This window comes from Pradoshia eiseniae (assembly GCF_002946355.1).
In the GTDB taxonomy this organism is placed as follows: domain Bacteria; phylum Bacillota; class Bacilli; order Bacillales; family Pradoshiaceae; genus Pradoshia; species Pradoshia eiseniae.
Genome location: NZ_PKOZ01000001.1, coordinates 427,162 through 445,926, shown reverse-complemented (window position 1 = coordinate 445,926; position 18,765 = coordinate 427,162). Strand labels below are relative to the sequence as shown.

Genomic DNA, 18,765 nt, shown 5'->3' with positions numbered 1-18,765 from the left:
TGTTTGCAAAAATCTTACCATATAAATGGGGAATATTCTGTATTTTTATGACAAAAAGAGAGCACGTCGTTTATGACGTGCTCTCTAATTTAATGATGATGGTGATGATGGTGTCCAGCCTCACCCTTCGCCTTGCAAAGCAGGGAATCGTCATGGAGATGGGAGGATGTTTCAAGCTGAATGGTAACATGCTGAATACCGATATGACCGAGATTATGTTCAATATCCTGGAGCAATTTTTCGCTTTCGACAATGGTTAAATTGCTGTCAACAACCGCGTGACAGGACAACGCATTATAACCGCTCGTTATGGACCAAATGTGAAGGTCATGGATTCCTTGGATTTCCTTTTTCTCTTTAATCGTTTGGATCACGCTCTCGACATCCACATTCTCCGGGGTGCCCTCCATCAAGACATGAAGGCTGGATTTCGTGACATAATAACCGCTTCGCAGTACAAGCACTGCGACGATGACACTTGCAAGCGGGTCAGCCCATCCCCATCCGAAGAACATCATGAGAAGCGCTGCCGCAATTGCACCGACAGAACCGAGCATATCGCTTAACACGTGCAAGAAGGCTCCGCGCATATTCAAATTATCTTCCGTGTCTCCTCCTCGTACCATCCACCATGCCACGAAAATATTGACCAAGAGCCCAATGATACTGATCGCAAGCATCCCGGAAGTAGCAACCTCAGGCGGATTGGCAAATCGCTCAATCGCCTCGTAAAAAATATAGAACGCAATCAAGATTAATGTCACACCATTTAAGACAGCTGCCAGTATCTCAAACCGTTTATACCCATATGTCTTGCTTTGGCTCGGTGTTTTTTCTCCTAATATAAATGCCAGAAGAGCAATTCCAAGGGAAACTGAATCACTGAGCATATGGCCGGCATCTGATAGCAAGGCTAAGCTATTGGTCAAATATCCGCCAACTGCTTCGACAAGCATGAACGCCGTTATAATGATAAAGGATACGAGCAGCACCTTTTTATTCGCTGAATGTGCATGAGAATGGCCATGATCATGTGCCATACATATCTCCTCCTCGATGTTCTTAATGATGGGCAGCGTGTTCAATTGCCTGCATTAAAAGATGCATGATGTGATCATCATCCTTTGAATAATATAGCGTCGTGCCCTCTCTTCTGAATTTGACTAACCGGAGCTGTTTCAAGAAACGCAATTGGTGGGATACCGTTGATTGGCTTAGATTTAGTTTCTCCGCGATTTCGGTTACGGAATGCTCTTCTGTGCACAGTAAATTCAATATCCGAATTCTCGTCGGGTCACTCAATGCCTTAAAGGTTTGTGAAACAAGGAATAGCGTCTCTTCATCTAAATCCTCGTATCGATTCTTTTCATCCATCACCGTAGTTTACACCTCCACCCCATTACTATGTATATGTGAGTATATGAGTATGTGTTCATATATTAATTATATATTTTATCTCTAGATCCCACAAACAATCCCTTACGTTTTTATTCAATGGAAGTATATTTCAACCTAAAAATCACTTCTCGTCGTACAAAGAATTAGCATAAGCATTAATTTTGCAAATATTGATACACAATGTATATAATAAAAACATCATCTTACGGGGTATTAGCTTAGCTGGTAGAGCAGTTGACTCTTAATCATCAGGTCGTAGGTTCGAGTCCTACATACCCCATACATATGAAATCGCCAGCTCTTCAAAAGAAGCCGGCGATTTTTTTATGGCAACTAATAAGGAATTGTCTCTTAATTTATATAGCGAAATAGTTAGCGGATATAAACAGTTTACCCTTCATTTCCCTGGAAATATCTTCAAGCCTATGACTATCATATATCGGCATAATTCTTCCTTTTTCGAGCCAATTCAATCTCATTTATTACTTTCCGTAAAATTGATAGGCCTTAATCAGGTTGGCTCTAATTCCGTTTACGCCTTTCCAGTCAGCATAGTCCTTAGGATTCTCTAATCGAACGAAGAAATCCTCTGCTTCTTCCTCCCTTTCATGCGCCTCTTTTGCTTTCTCTGTCAGGAAGACTAAATACCCCTGCAAGGTTTTAACCAAAGAAAGATCACTCACCCGCCCGTGCCCAGGCACAAAGGTCTCAATCATCATTTGGTTGACTCTTTGAAGAATGACTTGGAACTGTTCCGGGTCAACGATTGGCAAGTGCAGCTTCTCTGTCAGCAAATCGCCCATGAAAGCTATTTTTTCATCTGGTATATACATGAATGTATCACTAGGGGTATGACCTCCTCCAAAACAGAGCAGCTCCACCTGCCGCTGGCTCCCTCTGATGATAAGTTTTTCCTCAAAAATCAAGGACGGGAGAACAATTTCCAGTTCAGGCAGATCATCCAATACTTTGGCCATCTCCTCATATTGATTCATCAGACTCTGTTTGATGATATCATCCTTGGCTGAAGCTATTTTCCCCTTTATGTCAGAAAGATATTGCCGCATCTCTTTCACTTCGCTATTGAAGTCATCCATTTTATGCTTTTCAGCACATAATCTGAGCGTCTCTGACGTCGCTATGATGGCTGCATCCTTGAATGCCTGATTGCCAAATACATGGTCACCATGGTAATGGCTATTCACGAGGTATTGGACGTTTTTACCGGTTATGTCTTCCGCCTGTCTCCTCAGCTCTTTCCCAGCAGTAGGGGTTCCGAATGAATCAAATACAAGCACTGAATCACCTAAATTGACGATGCCAGCATTGCTCCATGCACCTTGTCCAGGTTTGGCCATTGCGGCATAGATTCCATCACCTATAGCATATAGGTTGAAATAATCTGTCTCCCTTAATAAGCTTCCCATCCCTCACCCACCTATTATCAGTCTCTTTACAGGTATAATTATCCATAACTGTATATTCAAAATCTAGTGCAGAATGGTAAAATAAAATTATTCTCTGCTTTATCAGTGCCCTGATTTTAGTACCAATCCTATACGGAATCCGCCCAGCGATCATCTTGAATTTTATGTACGGACTTATTATGCCGCCACTCAGCCTAATTACGTCGATGCTTTTCCCCCTGATAGGTATCCAGTCTGGCCGTGCCGGCAGGCGGCTGCTTATCCTAATTGGTTTTTCAAGGTTTTGAAGGAGGATTTTCTATTGAAACAAAAGCTTGGTTATGTTCTCATGATTCTTATACTCGTGCTTGGCATCTGGTTGTTCGTAAGCGGAAAGCCAGCAGAATGGTTTTATTTTTTAATGGTGGCCGTATTGTTAATAACGGTCCTTTTCTTTACGAGAAAGAATCCGTTCGATAAATTAACCAAAACCCACAAGTTTTTCATAAGTGTCTTATCCGTCTTTATCGTGCTCCTAGGCTATGAGCTAAATCATTCCCCCTACTATTTACTATTCATTTTCTTGCCTGCATGTTTCATTTTCTATGCCTGGGAGGAGCGCCTTTATGAGAAGGAAATAACAAAAGCCGTGGAGAAGGCCTTTTCCGAAAAGAGACGAGAGGATATCCAGTTGGCTCTGGAGCTGTTATCCTACGAGAATCGTTATTTGCGATTCGAGAATGGACCTATCTGGTTTAATGAGCTTCAAAAAATGACTAAAGAGTGATGTACAGTGAATAAAAGGCTTTTCTATCTATTGGGGATTATTAGTTCAATGATTTTAGGCTTGCTATCGAGAAAGGCTGGTGACACATTCCCTGCCTTCCTTGCAGACCATGCTGGTGATGCACTATGGGCGATGATGATTTACTTCGGTTTCAGATTCCTGCTTCCGAATAAGCCGCTCGGATTATCACTTTTTTTAAGTGCCTGCTTTTGCTTTTCCATTGAATGGAGCCAAATTTATCAAGCAGACTGGATCAACTCCATCAGAAACACGGCTCTCGGTGCGCTTGTTCTAGGAAGAGGGTTTTTGGCAATCGATCTTATTCGGTATACAGGCGGGATTCTTCTGGCAGGTCTGGTTGACTGGACGATAATTTTCAAAAGAAATGAGGAGAACGATGGAATTCAGAAAAGCAGTCCCCGCTGACCTTAAACAAATCATGGAGATTATCAAGGATGCACAGGGCTATTTGAAGGAACTTGGCATTGACCAATGGCAAAATCAATATCCATCCGAGGAAACCATTCTCACCGATATGCACAACGGTCACGGCTATGTCCTCTTAGATGAAGGGAACATCATTGCAACGGTTGCAATCTCGTTTGATGGAGAGCCAACATACGAGCCTATTTATGACGGAGCCTGGCTCACTAATGAGGACTATGCTGTCATCCACCGCCTCGCTGTTGGAAAAGACAACAAAGGAAAAGGCATTTCAAATGATATCATGAAGCTTACAGAAGAACTGTGCAAAGAACGTGGCATTCCTAGCATCAAGATTGATACCCATGAACAAAATCTCGGCATGCAGCACATTCTCAGGAAAAACGGGTATACCTACTGCGGTGTGATTTATGTGGAGGATGGGACAAAGCGATTGGCTTATGAGAAATTACTAACTTAAAATGACACTTGTGTTTTCCGTGACATGCTCACGCTGTTTCATCCCGACCATGGCAGCAAGAATGCCGTCTGTATGAATGATGCCGGAAAGGATAGTCTTTGCATCATCCCTTACTAGCGCCCTTCCAGCCTGTAGCGGCGCACTCACGGTTATATAGAGGCCAAGTTCCGTTGCAGCCTCCAAGGCTGTGAGCCATTTGCCTTTTACCTGCTGATTTTTCATCTGAGCAGCTGCCAATCTACCTGGACTATAAGGCAATTGGATAAAGGCGCAATGGTGACCATCCCCTCCGGCTTCCCTCGCACAGGCCACCAGCTTTTCAAGAGACAAGTAGCCTTCTGCAGCTGGCGAGCTAATCAGCCCGTCCCATGTAGCAATTCCATAAAACCTGATATGCCCCTGTCTCACTTGTTCTTCAAGCCTCCCAAACAATCTCACAAGCTGCCGGTAGAATTCTCGTTCACCAAGCGGGATGAGTGAATACTCCGGGTTATGAACATAGTAAATATCGATGGTCTCCAAATTCAAATGCTTTCGGCTTTCCCCAATCGCGAAATCAAAATAGGAGGGGCTTAACACATGCCTATGATGCCGAAAAGAATGGATATCCTCAGGATGGATAATCTCTCTTTTCAGCAAAATGTTCTGAAGATAATCCTTCGGCACAAGGCCGGCATCAATATCCCCTGGTAAAATGCCTGCTTTCGTGGAAATCACAAGCTCTTCCCTTCTTAATACGGCAACATCCACAATAGCCTTCATCAAACAGATCCCAATATCCCGCTCCGAGCGCATCCCGCGATAATTCAGGGCAGTGTCGATCATATTTATGCCCTTGTTAAAAGCATGCATAATTGCCTCTTGGTACCGAAGCGAATCCTCCCCATTCATTTCCCCAAGATGGGTACCAAGCGCAAGCGGAGAAACAAAAAAGGATGCCGTTTTTCTAAACAAAATGCCTCTTCTCTGAAGAAATGCTTTCGAATCCTCTTCCTGTGCATGACCTGGAATCATCTGAGCCATCACCAGCCCCTCCTCTTCAGCAAAGAGGTTATATGTGCAAGATGATGCTTCCCATGCCATGCATACATTCCGATGTTTTTATAAAGCAATACTTCCCCTAATTCCGGATGAGTGAATGTTCTCTGTAAATCGTTTAGATTTAAATTTCGCAATAGGTCAGCCCAGTGATTATGTAACCCTTCTAAAACCAGCAGAGAGCCTTCAACAGGGAATGAATAATCAGTCAATTCAGCCCATGCCGTTTCATCGTACGTTTTTACGAGAGGGCTGTCCTCCGTTAACGCTAGCTTCAAGCGTATGTAAGCATTCATATGGCTATCGGCCAGGTGATGAATGACCTGACGAACTGTCCATCCATTCGGCCGATAAGCTGTATCAAGCTGATTCTCATCTAAATCTTTGACAGCCTCCTGCAATAAGCCAGGTAACTCTTCAATCTCCCGAATCCACTTACTAATCACCTCCCTGCTTAATTCCCCTTCATATTGAAACGTGCCGATTGGATATCGCAAGTCCATCTTTCATCCCCCTAGAAAACTAGTTATTATGAAACAAGGCTTTTGAAAAACCAGTACTCTTTTGTTCATAGCCCATTTGGGCATAGAATCTATGGGCCGCTAATCGTACTGAGCGGTTGCCGCTGTTAAGGCCAATGGCGATAGCCCCCTGTTCTATAGCCCATCTTTCGGTTTCTAGCAGCAGCTTTTCGCCAATTCCTCTTCTTCGGTAGTGTGAATCCACCACAAATGCGACAATTCGCACATAAAATCCATTATATTCATAGAACAGGCCCTTACATAATCCAGCCATTCCCTGCACTTTTCCATCTAATTCAGCTACAAGAGTATGATAATGACTGTCTTCCTCTATATTAGTATATCTGCTCTCCATCTCTTCTGTGGTCGTCGGATATCCTAATTGCTCCATCAAACCGGCTAATTGCGGGATATCTTTCTTGCTTGCCGGCCGTATTTTTATATGATTCTCCATTTCTCATTGCCTCCTATAAGCTGCTGCCCTTATGAATGGATCGCCGACAAACTCCAAACTGTCCATACTAAATCACCATAAGAGGAACAACAGAATAAAAAACAGCAAAAAGGATTGCTGCAAATACAATCATGATACCTTGACCGATTAAGAATGTATTCAGCATCCCTTTCCCTTTGCTTCGGGAATATACTTCAACTAATGATAGAACAAGCGGAACACATACTATTGAAAAACAAATGCCGGCGCTTAAGCAAACCAATATCCATTGGACAAATCTCGGTAACCCTGTTTCATATAAAATCACCGGCATAACAAATAAGGGAATTCCGCCCCAGAAACCAACCGTGATGGTCAATAGCATGATGGTGACCAAAAATGGCATGATAATTGATTTCATATACTGAAAATAGCAGGACATCTGACTCCTCCAAGACTTATGACTTAAAGCACTTAGCTATATAACCATTCCACTTAAATGAGGAAAAGTCCTTCTGCCTAAATCTAAAAAGGGAATATTACATGTTTTGTCGAATGATTATCTTAATAAGTTATGGGGGTGCCTTATGGGGGAAATTCACTATCGAAAGAATAAAAAAATCACCGCAAATCAGCTGGCAGAGGTATTCAGGGCTTCCGATATCCGCAGACCTGTTGAGGATAAGCCAAGACTTGAAAAGATGCTTAAGCATGCGGATATTCTGGTTACGGCCTGGGACGGGGAAAAGTTAATTGGAGTAGCAAGGGCGCTGACCGATTACAGCTATTGCTGCTATTTATCTGATCTGGCAGTGGATCAAGGGTATCAGCATAAAGGCATCGGCAAACAGCTTGTCAATGAGGTAGAAATGGAAATTGGCGAAGAAGCTGCCCTTATCCTGCTTGCCTCCCCAACCGCTATGGATTATTATCCGAAAATCGGCTTTAATCAAATTGAAAACGGCTATATGATTCCAAGAAAACGCTAAGAGGCTGACCCAAAGAATCGTTGAATCAACGACCTTTGGAGTCAGCCTCTTTTTCTTTGATTTATATTTCATAGTTTTGAGAAAAAAAGCTCTCATCATGCCTCCCTATGTGGTGATCTCCTCTTGATTTGAAGATGGTGCCATCCTTCATTACACTAAAAATCACTCACCACACCTCCATCAATGCTCATTCCTTCGATTGAGCATTTTTTGTCATCCAACTTGTATCATCTTTGTATAATCTTTTAAGCAAATTATTTTACAAGCATTCTGAAATCAATTAGGATATGTAACAAATGTCGATTCATTCAAAATATATGTACGAAAGGAGATGGAACTCGTGGAATTACCGTCTTTGCATGGCCATTACTACATTCAGCAGGTAGCTGATATTACAGGGCTTTCCAAACAGTTGATCCGCAAATGGGAAACAAGATATGAGCTGATCCATCCACAAAGGTTGGACAATGGCTATCGGGTATACAGCGAGATGGATGTGAATGTTCTATTGCATGTAAAAGCGCTTGTTGACCAAGGGCAATCTGTCAAACAGGCTTCCGAAGCTGTGAAAGCCGAACAACAATCCCATTCATTAGAACGTATGACGAGGAATTTGGATACCACTGAATTCGTAGAGATGAATGATTTCGTACTGCGATTGCTCGAAAAAGGTGCGAATTGTGATGAGCAAGAAGTCAATTACCTTCTGCAGCAGGCACATCATCATTATGGGTTGGAACACTTTTTGGATGATGTCATTATACCTTTTATGAGAGAAGTCGGTAATCGCTGGGAAAGCGGACAGTGGGATGCCTATCAGGAATCACTTGTCAGTTTTGCCGTTCGAGATTACCTGATTCAGATTCGTCGAAATTTCAAATATAAGGAGGACGCTCCACTCGTCCTGGGCGCATGCCTTCCCTATGAGCTTCATGAGATGCCAGTTCATTTGCTGCTGCTGCATGCGATGCTAAAGGGGTGGAAAACGATTCTGCTTGGGTCTTCACCCGCTCCAGGTTCGATTGAATTATTTGTTGAAAAAGCAAAGCCTAGGATTGTACTGCTGTCAGTGTCCACAACATTGCCATTTGAGAACGATCCGGAGCAACTGATTCGATTAGATCAGTTTGCCAAGACACATCCGGAAACAGCGTTTTATATAGGGGGACCCGGCATCCATATGTATGAAGGTATTGAACTACAATCAATCTCCATCAAAAACAGGCTGAATGACATAGATGCCTTTTCATCCCCTTTTAGGATGAATACATGAAGTTTTGCGAACATTTGGGCGCTGACGAATACAGCTAGAGCTGAATATAGATACTGCTCATTGCCCTACCGTTTTCAACATCAATCAGGCAGAGAAAAATTAGGCTCGAACATGGCAGATCAAGGGGGATAATCATGAGAGTTTTAGCAGAAAAGCAACTAAATCAAATTGAAAATGAAGTGTTGTACAACGCCCATTTGGCTGGGGCGATGGAAGTAATCAAATATAAACATGAACTGAACGCCATGAATGTGTTTCCTGTTGCGGATGGAGATACTGGTACAAATCTGGCGATCACCATGAGTGGAATCATAAAAAAAACCAAGTATTTGTCCACTGTCCGGGATACGTTTCATTCAATGGCTGATGCCGCCTTGGAATCCGCCAGAGGCAATTCTGGAACAATCTTCTCTCAATATATTACCGGGTTCAGCAACAGCCTTCCTGCTACTGATTCCGTGACACTCGATGAAATGGCAGAGAGTATACAAGCAGGTGTACAGGCGGCTTATGAGTCGATTCAGAATCCGGTTGAAGGCACGATGATGACTGTTATGAAAGACTGGTCGCAGACCATCCAAAAGAAAAAAACAATATCCGATGATATTATCGCCGTGTTGACGGAAGCCCTGCACGAAGCGCTCAAATCATTGAACCGGACTCCAAGCCAGCTGGCTGTACTAAGAGAGAATGGTGTTGTGGACTCAGGAGCGAGAGGATTCACCCTCTTTCTCCTTGGATTTATGCGTTATTTACAGACAGGAGAACAGAACGAATCCCTTTTGACAGAGGAAGATCTAGGATGGGAAGACGTCTTTGAACACGCTCACTCTGATGAATCTTCACATTTAACCTATCGTTATTGTACAGAAGCTTTGATTGAAGGCGACATGATTGATTTGCCGAAACTAAAGGGGGAACTGGAACGATTCGGAGATTCAATCGTGGCAGCAGGGACAAATAAGAAAGTGAAGCTCCATATCCATACAGACATGCCAGCCTCCTGCTTTCGTGTCCTTCGGAAATATGGCAACCTTGTTGAGCAGAAAGCCGAGGATATGGTCATTCAGCATATGGTCGCCCATAAACGAAAGTACCCGATTGCACTCATAACCGACACAATTGCTGATATCCCGAGAACGTTTTTAGATGAGTTTCAAATCCATCATTTCCCTTTGAACCTACAGGTTGGCGGCAACACCTATCTCGACCGCATCACGATTCAGGCTGATGATGTATTTCAATTGTTAAAAGAACAGGAATATGACATTTCCTCTTCTCAACCAACCAAAAAAAGTATTGAAGGGTTGTATTCCTTTTTATCCAGCTATTATGAATCCATCATCGTCATCACCGTATCGAAAGCGATGAGCGGAACCTACTCAGCCTTCCAGAAAGCCGCTGACATCTTCAAAGAAAAGGATACGACAATCTCAGTCATCGATTCGAAACGCAATTCCGCTGCTCAGGGATTAATCGTCATGAAAGCTGCCGAGGCGATTGCTGATGGACTGTCTCACGATGAGATCATAGATGTTATAAAAGAAACAATCGAAAAGAGCTCAATTCTAGTATCTGTTGATAACCTGAAAGGGATGATTTCTTCCGGCCGCATCAGCAAGACAGCTGGAGCGATTGGAAGCATTGTTAATTTGAAGCCGATTGTCTCAATCGATGAAGACGGGAACGGCATTCTGCTTGGGAAAGCCTTCAGCACAAAAAACAATACGAAACAAATCTTGCATATGGTGAAGGAAATTCATGAAAAAGACGGAATCGAACGGTACGCGATTGTTCATGGAGATGGATCGGACCGAATCAAAGACTTCAAAAGCAGCCTAACAAGCATCATCGGTCATCCCCCTTCCTATATCGAAGAAGTTTCTTCTATTGTCGCCAGCAGTGCAGGCAACAATACAATTGCGGTCGCTTTTCTGAAGAAATAGGCATTTTCCGTTTAGGATGATTCTAAGGAATAGGAATAATGCCAAATAAAAAAATTAGCTAAGACGGGGTCTATTTAAGGAGGAACATTCATGGAAAGTATTTATCTGTATGCTGCGTTCATTGTCACCATTTATTTTTTACTCTTCTTCATCCTTGGCCAATTGCTGCATGATAATTCGATTGTCGATATTGGCTGGGGTTCTGGTTTCGTTTTTTTAGCTGTCCTTTTAGCGGTTCGGGATGGTTTTGAAAGCATAGAAGGTCTCGTCGTTCTTACTTTAACAGTTTTATGGGGAGGACGATTGACGATTTATTTATTTAATCGTAATAAAGGGAAACCGGAAGATTACCGCTACGTCAATCTTCGGAAAAGATGGGGTCACAAGTGGGCACGTCTGAAAGCATTCTTGAATGTATATGCCCTTCAAGGTGTAATGCTATATCTGATTTCCCTGCCTATCATCCACATTTTTGATAAAGGGGAAACAGAGCTACTCCTCCTTGATTACATCGGCATTGGCATTTGGGTGATCGGCTACTTTTTTGAAGTCGTCGGTGACAGGCAACTCAAGCAATTCAAAAGCAAGCCTGAAAATAAAGGGAAAATTATCCAATCTGGATTGTGGAAGTATACACGCCACCCAAATTACTTCGGTGAGGCAACGATGTGGTGGGGCATATTTCTAGTGGCCCTCTCCCCTTCCGGATTATTCACGATCATCAGCCCAATCGTCATCACATTATTACTGTTATTCGTGTCCGGTGTTCCTTTACTCGAAAAAAAATATAAAGGTCGTCCTGATTTCGAAGCATATAAAAAAGTGACGCCAAAGTTCTTCCCCTGGTTCCCGAAAAAAAGCGAACATACATGATCGAGTGTGAGTCAGCACCAGACAGCTGTTGGGATTAATTCTAAGATACAGCACAGATTTCTACATTGCTGTATCTTAGTTACCGCCAGATTTTTTCTCCTAACATTCAACTATATGTGTTAGCAATCATTCTTGATTAGCTCCTCATAACGGCCGTTCCACCTTGGTCAGCATCACCTTTGGTCATGCTAACTCTAGTTAAGTTCTTCTAGTTTTCTTTAATGTTCGTCCATGCAAAGCTCACTAGAAAAGCCCCAAAGCTGCGATTGGCACTTTGGGGACACTCTCTATGTATTTTATTGACGCGAGCTAATGAACTCAATTACGCGGTCAAGCTCCATATCCTTTTTCGAATTCAAGCGCAAGGCAACCCTCTCGTCAAAGACTAGCCCTTTTGTCACCTCATTCGGCACGATGACGCACGGGATATTGGCACGGATTGCTGCAAGCGATCCGTTCGCGGAATCCTCAAAGACAATTGCCTCACCCGGTTCAATGTCAAAGTGACTTAGCACCTTCTCATACAGCTCAGGGTCTGGTTTCACGTTTTTCACGTCATCAGATGTACAGATAACATCAAATAACGCGACGTCCAATCCGATCACAGCGAGGTATTTCTCAATCCATTTCCTTGATGAGCTGGAGGCAATCGCGATTTTAAGCCCTAGTTCCTTCCCTCTCTCAATATATTCTTTCACACCCTCCCTCACTGTTTCTCCTTCTACGATTTTCTCAAATAAGGCGGCATACTCAGCCATAAGATCATTTTTCATTAATTGGGGATGAGCACCTGTCAATGTTTCATATGGGTCATATGTGGAGATGGTGCCGACAATCCTCAGCCACTCATCTTTCGGAAATTCCACTCCGTATTTCTCATAAAGCTGCTCAAATGATTTCAGCTCACAGGTTTCCGTATCAAAAATCAATCCATCAAAATCAAAAATTATCGCTTTTGTCGTCATGTCTTCCTTCCCCTCTAATTGATGTCGCCCAAGTAGAATGGACCTTTCTTTGTGTTGGAGAGAATGGTGCCGAGCTTCTTCGGATAAAAAGGGATCTGTTCCAGCTTGTTTAATGAAATCCATTCGACACCAACCTGATAATCATCTGGACGGGCTGGCTGGTCTTGGTCATTCCATGGAGAAGCAAGGTCGCACGCAAAGAAAAACTCCACCTGATGTACCCGGTGGTCAAAGAAGGCATGCTCATGATTCTTCCCGATATATTCCCGAATATGAAGCAGCTCTCCGACCACGACCTCCTGCCCGATTTCCTCGATGCATTCCCGTTTCACAGCCTCCTCCAACGTCTCACCGTGTTCTTGACCGCCTCCCGGGAATAAGTAGAAAATTTCTTGCTCATGCTGATTCTTTGTCAGCAACACACTACCGTCCTTTATAATGACCGCTTTCGCCGAGTTTCGCACTGGCATATGTATCTCATCCCCTCTTCAAATTGACCGTCCCCACCCGAAAAACTGTTCCTCTTCTTCATGATGCAAAATCAAGATTTTCTCTGTCAAGCCATACGTAAATATATTACCAAAATATAGTATAATACCTGTATATTAGATTGATAAATGGGAGGTAATCATGATTGAAATTAAACTAGCTGACTTAACCCATGTAAAAGGCATTCAGGATGTGTGCTCTCGAGGCTACCGTGCAACATATCCCGGCCTGCGTTCTAAGGACTATATCGAGAAGGTCATTGAAGAGTTTTACAATCAGGAGAGAATCACAAAAGAGGTAACGGAGCATTCCCGGCACTGGGGCGGGTACTTCGTTGCGGTCGAAAATGGACAGGTGATCGGTGCTGCAGGAGGCGGTATGGAGAGTGACACACTCGGTGAACTGTATGTCCTCTATCTGGATCCAAACCGGCGCGGCGAAGGAATTGGCACTCTCCTCCTAGATGCCGTCACAGCCCAGCAGAAGGAATGGGGAGCGACCGAACAGCGCGTGGCTGTCGCCAAGGACAATCAAAAAGCCATCCCCTTCTATGAGGCACGCGGTTTCCGCTTTCTATCAGAGAAGGAAAGCTACTTCAGCGCTAAACAAGAAGGGTATGTAACTCTGCATTATATAAGGCAGATTTAAGGGTTACCTTTTTATCCTCTCAAGAATCCGCCTTCCGAGTGAATGACCTGACCGGTAATCCATCCGCCCTCCTCACTTGCTAAAAACCCAATCAGCTTGGCTATATCGCTTGGCTGACCGATCCGCCCCATCGGAAATTTGGGCAATAGATGCTGCCTGATGCCCTCATTCATCCAGGTGGAATCCGTCGCTCCCGGGTTAACCGCGTTCACAGTTATGCCAATAGGTGCGAGCTCTGCTGAAAGTGATTTCGTAAAGGCAGAAATGGCGCCTTTTGTGGCTGCGTAAGCAAGCTCGCCTGGCATCGGGCCCAAATCTTGACCTGATGTCAGGTTAATGATTCTACCAGATTCTGCTCCTGATGCTTCAAAACGGCGGGCAAACTCCACGGAAAGAAGAAATGTTGCCCTCATGTTCACTTGATAATGTTCATCTAAAATTCTCGCATCCAATTCCCTATATCCATCCCGGACGGAATGCGCGGCGTTATTGACCAATATGGACGGTAGGCCTATCGTTAACTGGGCGGCATCTAGAATCTGAAAGGCGGCATCCGCTTCAGATAAATCAATTTCCGCACTTCCGCTATTTATGCCTGCCCGTTTCAATTCATGATGGAATTCCTCTATCCAATCCGGTTCTGCCTTCCAATGCGTAAAGAACAGGTCAAATCCCTTGCCTGCCAGCTGGCGGCAAATGGCTGTCCCGATATCCCTTCGATTACTCGCACCTGTGACAAGAGCGACTTTATGGTTACTTTGTGTCAAATTTGTTACCTCCCCGTTTCTTAATTAGCAAGCTATCAGTCTTGCTGTTAGACATTCCCACTTGGCATCTGCTACGATTATTTTGATTTGTCTAAAATCTACATACAAAGTAAAAATATGTCAAGAGGAGATTCGTATGATTAGAAAAATAGCTGGCATCCTTGCCTTAGCCTTCCTTTTGTTTGCTAACGAAGCATGGGCCCATACAGCCCTGAAGGAATCTGCTCCTGCAGCAGGCGGGGAAGTGACAGAGCCTATCCAAGAGCTTACCCTGATTTATTCCACGAAGATTGAAGAGAATAGCAGTTTCACCGTTACGGGATCAGATGGCAATACAGAACAAATCGAGACAGTCTACCTTGACCAGGACACGGTCACCATCGCGATGGCTGAACCTTTGGCCAATGACACGTATAAGATCGCATGGGACATCATTGGCGCCGATGGGCATCCAATCCAGGATTCCATTGAATTCACAGTGAATGTGCCAGTGAATGAGGAAACCGAGCAGGAGACAGACCGGACAGAAGAAGCGACACCAGAATCAGAAGTGACTGATAATGAAAATGTCGAGGCTGATGATGACTCTGTGATTGTTCCTGTTGTCATCGGTATCGTCGCCATCATCTTAGCCGCCAGTCTTTGGTTCATGTTTAGAAGGAAGAAGTAAGCATGCTGTTCTTCGTTATCATCAGTCAAGCCCTGCTCTACATCTGCTTTGCGATTTTAATGGGGAGCCTCATTCTCCTGCTTATCCCCGCTGCCTATCGCCCTGAAATTCGTATCCGTAAAGCGTGGCTCTTGGCTGCATCCGCCGGCATTGCGTTCCTATCATTCATACCGGTCTGGCAAATCATCGCCTACTTATATGATGGAATTAACCTGGGCTCAATCGTGCAGTCCGTTCTGTTCACCTTTGAAGCAGGAAAGTCATGGTTATTGACTTACTTCATCGCGACATTCCTGTTTTTATTTCTTGTCTGGTTTGATTATGACAAGAAACCGGCCTATGCCTGGGTCGGAATTATGATGACGCTGGTACTGATCATTGCGATGGGATGGTCAAGCCATGCCAGCTCCTATGACCAGATTGTCGGCTTCCTGAGTCATACGGCACATGTTACTGCTGTCAGCATTTGGGCAGGAATCCTGCTTGTGGTCAGCTGGTTTTCGAAAAATCATGCCAACTGGGACAAGTTCCTCACCTGGTTCACACCGGCAGCCGTCATATGTGTCGTGGTTACCACGGTATCAGGTATTGTATTAATGAATTTTGCCATCGAATTCAAGGATTATGTAAACAGCTGGATGCTGCCATACGGACAGTCCTTGCTGCTGAAGCATTTATTAATTATCCCGTTAATCATCTATGCCTTTATCAATAGCATGCTGATGAAAAGGAAAGTGAAATTGGCGCCAGAATGGAATCCGCGCCCATGGGCAAAGGCAGAGAGTATTATTATTCTGCTAATCTTCACGGCAACCGCGGCCTTAGGACAGCAGGCACCTCCGCATGAGGTCATAATCACGGAAAATGTCGTATCTAATCTGTTCCTTCTATTCTATCAGGGCACGTTCCAAGCCAATCTCATCATCCATTGGGCACCTGGCGCTACAAGCATCGCCCTCTTCCTGCTGGCGATTGTGTTCGCTGTGCTAATGGTCATTGCCTATTTAAGAAAGCTCCCTCCCCTCAGCACCTTTTTAATGGGGATGATGGTTGTTTTATCCGGATACTTCGGATTGATTTGGAGCCTGCAGTCATAATGAAGACGAACAAATCGTTCGTCTTTTTTTGTCCTGTTATTGTAGTAACTCACCTTCATTTTAAGAGGCAGGAGCCGGTAATTCATCAACCCTTATACGAAGCAGGCTATACGGCTTTTGCCTAAGGTCTCTTCCATAATGAAATCTTGCCTGCCGGTGCAATTGGTTCACGATGACATACAGATATTGATCCGGACCAATGGATAATGTATCCGCCCATAAGATCCTCGGGTCATGAGCGATAGTTACGATCCGGCCATCCGGCTCTATCTTTCGAATACTATTATTCTCATAATCCCCCGCATAAATCGCTCCCTTTGCATCGGTAATCATGCCGTCAGACGCGCCTTTTTCTCCCCAATACTCCACATGATAGCTTAGCTCTTCATCTGGTATCGTTCTATCTCGCAGAGCTTTCGTAGATATCGAATAGAGATGGCGGCTCGTCAATGGACAATAAAACAATTTCTTTCCATCAGGAGAAATGGCTATTCCATCCGCCGACATGCTTAACGGGGAAGTGGAACCATCTTCCCGCCGGTTCATCAAAACCTTCCCCTCCACTTTCGGCAAAAAATATGGGTCAGGTGTGGTGGATGGAGCTCCATTTAACCGTCTAAAGGCAGCCCCGCTGTCCAAATCCACGACAATGATGGCCCCTGGGCCTTCAGACGCTGAATCCGTGATATAGGCAAATCCCGCTTTGCCAACTCGAAAATCAAAGCGGACATCATTCAAGTAGGTTGTTGGCAGTACCACATCCTCCGCGAAAGTATATACTTTACTGATTGTATTCATTTCCAAATCTACTGCGACAAGTTTAGCTCCCCCTATTTTAGGCGGCGAAAAATTGGGAGATGCGGTATCTAAAACCCACAGGGTGCCTAGCCCATCCGCAACAACGCTTTGGACACTGATGAAGGAAGCGGCCATATCTCCCTGTCCATCCAAATTGACCTCTATATTGGGGTAAGCCTGTAATCGGTCATCCACAAGCTCTGCGACCGTATACGGAACGTCGTCTCCCCATTTCGGAAAACAAACGAAGATACGGCCTGTTTCTGAAACCGTTAAACCAGTAGGCATAGCACCATAAAATTCATATACGAGCTCTAACTGACCAAAGTATTTTTCTAACGGTAACACGGGCAAACACATCCTCCTCAATAAGTCATATGTCACCTATATATGATAAAAGTCTTTCCTAGTGCCTGTTTTCAGACGTTCTAATGTTTCCAGCCAATAAAAAAAGAAGCTTAAAAGGAATTTATCCCCTTCAAGCTTCACTTCTGATTAATACAGCAAATATTTCGACCGAACCTTCAAGAATCCTTTCAAATCCCTATCCCATTTCTGTTTGATTTGCTTGACTGATTTGCCCGCTTCAATATCATCACGAACCCAGCCATTTCCTATGAGTGAGTCGAAAAAGGAAATGCCCTTGCTGTCCTCTGCCCGGAATTCAAAATCATCCGGATACAGGTCATGAACCGTCTTCACGATATGGAGTCCGGTCTCTAGCGGTACGAAATCATCATAATCTGTGATATGCACCTCAACTCCATGGCTCAAAACTCCGCTATGCTTCGAGAAAGTCGGCGTGAAGGAGGCAGCGCGGAATTCAACACCCTTCAGCTTCAGCTTGTTTAGCTCTCTTGCAAGCTCAGCACCGTTTATGAACGGGGCTCCGAGTAATTCGAAAGGCTTCGTCGTACCGCGTCCCTCAGATAAATTCGTCCCTTCAATCAGCCCGGTTCCAGGGTAGGCGTATGCTGTATCAAGTGTTGGCATGTTCGGAGATGGGAGGACCCACTCTAATCCTGTATCCTCATAATTCATATACCTTTTCCAATTCTTCATCTTGACTACAGTGAGATCTGCTCCGATTTCAAACTCCTTATTAAACAGCTTAGCCAGTTCACCGACAGTCATCCCATGCCTGAGCGGGATCTCATATTGGCCGATAAAGGATGCATACTCTGGCGCTTCAAGAATCGGTCCCTCTACCTTCAAGCCGCCGATTGGATTCGGGCGGTCAAGGACGATGAATGGGATTCCCTTTTCCTTTGCTGCTTCCATTGCCAGGGCCATTGTGTATATATACGTATAGAAGCGTGTGCCAACATCCTGAATGTCAAACACGAGCACATCAACGTTCTCAAGCATTTCAGGCGTTGGTTTCCTTGTTTTTCCGTAAAGGCTGTAAACAGGAAGTCCTGTTTCTTCATCAATATAGAAATCTACATAGCTTCCCGCCTGGGCATCACCCCTCACCCCGTGCTCCGGGCCATATAAAGCGGTGAGGTTGATATCCTTGTCATTATAAAAACGGTCAACGATGCTGTTTAAGTCTTGGTCGACTCCGGTCGGATTAGTAATGAGGCCGACTCGTTTTCCTTTTAGCAGCTTTTTCTCACTGCTCAAGACAACATCCACGCCGAGCTTTAGTTCCTTTGATTTATGCTTCCCCTTGTGGCCTGCTTGTACGAAAGAGATGGTCGATAAAATCAGGACAAATGTGAATAGAAGAGCGACACTTTTCTTCAGCATATAAAGCCTCC

22 protein-coding genes and 1 tRNA gene are annotated in these 18,765 nt (G+C 44.2%); 11 read left to right on the top strand and 12 right to left on the bottom strand.

Annotated elements, in window-relative coordinates:
• Positions 1 to 89: 89 nt before the first annotated feature.
• Both CYL18_RS02185 and CYL18_RS02180 read right to left on the bottom strand, forming a co-directional pair.
• Positions 90 to 1,040, bottom strand: a complete 951-nt coding sequence (locus tag CYL18_RS02185; protein ID WP_104847818.1) for a cation diffusion facilitator family transporter — start codon at positions 1,038 to 1,040, stop codon at positions 90 to 92.
• 22 nt (positions 1,041 to 1,062) lie between these two features.
• On the bottom strand, positions 1,063 to 1,374 hold the full coding sequence (locus CYL18_RS02180; RefSeq protein ID WP_104848332.1) for an ArsR/SmtB family transcription factor: 312 nt from the start codon (positions 1,372 to 1,374) through the stop codon (positions 1,063 to 1,065).
• Between the two features lie 231 nt (positions 1,375 to 1,605).
• On the opposite strand from CYL18_RS02180, the gene CYL18_RS02175 reads away from it, so the two are divergent.
• A tRNA-Lys gene (locus CYL18_RS02175) sits at positions 1,606 to 1,678 on the top strand.
• A gap of 202 nt (positions 1,679 to 1,880) precedes the next feature.
• On the opposite strand, the gene CYL18_RS02170 is transcribed toward CYL18_RS02175, so the two are convergent.
• Entirely contained in the window at positions 1,881 to 2,825 is a 945-nt protein-coding gene (locus CYL18_RS02170) for an MBL fold metallo-hydrolase (protein ID WP_104847817.1), read from the bottom strand.
• Between the two features lie 301 nt (positions 2,826 to 3,126).
• On the opposite strand from CYL18_RS02170, the gene CYL18_RS02165 reads away from it, so the two are divergent.
• From CYL18_RS02165 to CYL18_RS02155, 3 genes are read left to right on the top strand one after another with little or no spacing between them, the layout of a single operon-like run.
• Positions 3,127 to 3,591, top strand: a complete 465-nt coding sequence (locus CYL18_RS02165) for a hypothetical protein (protein WP_104847816.1) — start codon at positions 3,127 to 3,129, stop codon at positions 3,589 to 3,591.
• Positions 3,592 to 3,597: 6 nt separating this feature from the next.
• Positions 3,598 to 4,017, top strand: a complete 420-nt coding sequence (locus CYL18_RS02160) for a ribosomal maturation YjgA family protein (protein WP_236636193.1) — start codon at positions 3,598 to 3,600, stop codon at positions 4,015 to 4,017.
• Entirely contained in the window at positions 3,989 to 4,495 is a 507-nt protein-coding gene (locus tag CYL18_RS02155) for a GNAT family N-acetyltransferase (protein ID WP_104847814.1), read from the top strand. Before CYL18_RS02160 ends, CYL18_RS02155 begins: the two co-directional genes overlap by 29 nt.
• Here CYL18_RS02155 and CYL18_RS02150 read toward each other — a convergent pair.
• From CYL18_RS02150 to CYL18_RS02135, 4 genes are all read right to left on the bottom strand, one after another.
• Entirely contained in the window at positions 4,487 to 5,518 is a 1,032-nt protein-coding gene (locus CYL18_RS02150) for an aldo/keto reductase (RefSeq protein WP_161497060.1), read from the bottom strand. The genes CYL18_RS02155 and CYL18_RS02150 overlap by 9 nt on opposite strands.
• Entirely contained in the window at positions 5,518 to 6,036 is a 519-nt protein-coding gene (locus CYL18_RS02145; RefSeq protein ID WP_104847812.1) for a YfiT family bacillithiol transferase, read from the bottom strand. The genes CYL18_RS02150 and CYL18_RS02145 overlap by 1 nt, the downstream gene beginning before the upstream one ends.
• A gap of 19 nt (positions 6,037 to 6,055) precedes the next feature.
• A complete protein-coding gene (locus CYL18_RS02140) occupies positions 6,056 to 6,508 on the bottom strand; it encodes a GNAT family N-acetyltransferase (protein WP_104847811.1) in 453 nt (150 codons plus the stop codon).
• A gap of 67 nt (positions 6,509 to 6,575) precedes the next feature.
• The gene (locus tag CYL18_RS02135) at positions 6,576 to 6,929 is read right to left on the bottom strand and encodes a hypothetical protein (protein ID WP_104847810.1); all 354 of its coding nucleotides are present in this window, start codon (positions 6,927 to 6,929) and stop codon (positions 6,576 to 6,578) included.
• 145 nt (positions 6,930 to 7,074) lie between these two features.
• On the opposite strand from CYL18_RS02135, the gene CYL18_RS02130 reads away from it, so the two are divergent.
• The 4 genes from CYL18_RS02130 (at position 7,075) to CYL18_RS02115 (ending at position 11,568) form a co-directional block, all read left to right on the top strand.
• Complete coding sequence (locus CYL18_RS02130) at positions 7,075 to 7,476, top strand: GNAT family N-acetyltransferase (RefSeq protein WP_104847809.1); 402 nt, start codon at positions 7,075 to 7,077, stop codon at positions 7,474 to 7,476.
• Positions 7,477 to 7,816: 340 nt separating this feature from the next.
• Positions 7,817 to 8,749, top strand: coding sequence for a MerR family transcriptional regulator (locus CYL18_RS02125; protein WP_236636191.1), 933 nt, complete (start codon positions 7,817 to 7,819; stop codon positions 8,747 to 8,749).
• A 134-nt stretch (positions 8,750 to 8,883) separates the two neighbouring features.
• A complete protein-coding gene (locus CYL18_RS02120; protein WP_104847807.1) occupies positions 8,884 to 10,695 on the top strand; it encodes a DAK2 domain-containing protein in 1,812 nt (603 codons plus the stop codon).
• Positions 10,696 to 10,785: 90 nt separating this feature from the next.
• Complete coding sequence (locus tag CYL18_RS02115; protein WP_104847806.1) at positions 10,786 to 11,568, top strand: DUF1295 domain-containing protein; 783 nt, start codon at positions 10,786 to 10,788, stop codon at positions 11,566 to 11,568.
• Between the two features lie 296 nt (positions 11,569 to 11,864).
• On the opposite strand, the gene CYL18_RS02110 is transcribed toward CYL18_RS02115, so the two are convergent.
• Both CYL18_RS02110 and CYL18_RS02105 read right to left on the bottom strand, forming a co-directional pair.
• Positions 11,865 to 12,533, bottom strand: coding sequence for an HAD family hydrolase (locus tag CYL18_RS02110; protein WP_161497059.1), 669 nt, complete (start codon positions 12,531 to 12,533; stop codon positions 11,865 to 11,867).
• A 14-nt stretch (positions 12,534 to 12,547) separates the two neighbouring features.
• Positions 12,548 to 13,003, bottom strand: a complete 456-nt coding sequence (locus tag CYL18_RS02105; protein ID WP_104848331.1) for an NUDIX domain-containing protein — start codon at positions 13,001 to 13,003, stop codon at positions 12,548 to 12,550.
• Positions 13,004 to 13,163: 160 nt separating this feature from the next.
• On the opposite strand from CYL18_RS02105, the gene CYL18_RS02100 reads away from it, so the two are divergent.
• A complete protein-coding gene (locus tag CYL18_RS02100; protein ID WP_104847804.1) occupies positions 13,164 to 13,670 on the top strand; it encodes a GNAT family N-acetyltransferase in 507 nt (168 codons plus the stop codon).
• 11 nt (positions 13,671 to 13,681) lie between these two features.
• Here the strand turns inward: CYL18_RS02100 and CYL18_RS02095 are convergent, their stop codons facing one another.
• Positions 13,682 to 14,437, bottom strand: a complete 756-nt coding sequence (locus CYL18_RS02095) for an SDR family oxidoreductase (protein ID WP_104847803.1) — start codon at positions 14,435 to 14,437, stop codon at positions 13,682 to 13,684.
• A 136-nt stretch (positions 14,438 to 14,573) separates the two neighbouring features.
• On the opposite strand from CYL18_RS02095, the gene CYL18_RS02090 reads away from it, so the two are divergent.
• Positions 14,574 to 15,107 (top strand): copper resistance CopC family protein, encoded by a 534-nt coding sequence (locus CYL18_RS02090; RefSeq protein WP_104847802.1) that lies wholly within the window; start codon positions 14,574 to 14,576, stop codon positions 15,105 to 15,107.
• A gap of 2 nt (positions 15,108 to 15,109) precedes the next feature.
• Positions 15,110 to 16,204, top strand: coding sequence for a copper resistance D family protein (locus tag CYL18_RS02085; protein ID WP_104847801.1), 1,095 nt, complete (start codon positions 15,110 to 15,112; stop codon positions 16,202 to 16,204).
• A 60-nt stretch (positions 16,205 to 16,264) separates the two neighbouring features.
• Here the strand turns inward: CYL18_RS02085 and CYL18_RS02080 are convergent, their stop codons facing one another.
• Positions 16,265 to 17,362 carry an L-dopachrome tautomerase-related protein gene (locus CYL18_RS02080; protein ID WP_104847800.1) on the bottom strand — a complete coding sequence of 366 codons (1,098 nt, stop codon included), beginning with the start codon at positions 17,360 to 17,362 and terminating at the stop codon, positions 16,265 to 16,267.
• A 135-nt stretch (positions 17,363 to 17,497) separates the two neighbouring features.
• Positions 17,498 to 18,754, bottom strand: coding sequence for an exo-beta-N-acetylmuramidase NamZ family protein (locus tag CYL18_RS02075; protein WP_104847799.1), 1,257 nt, complete (start codon positions 18,752 to 18,754; stop codon positions 17,498 to 17,500).
• Positions 18,755 to 18,765 lie beyond the last annotated feature (11 nt).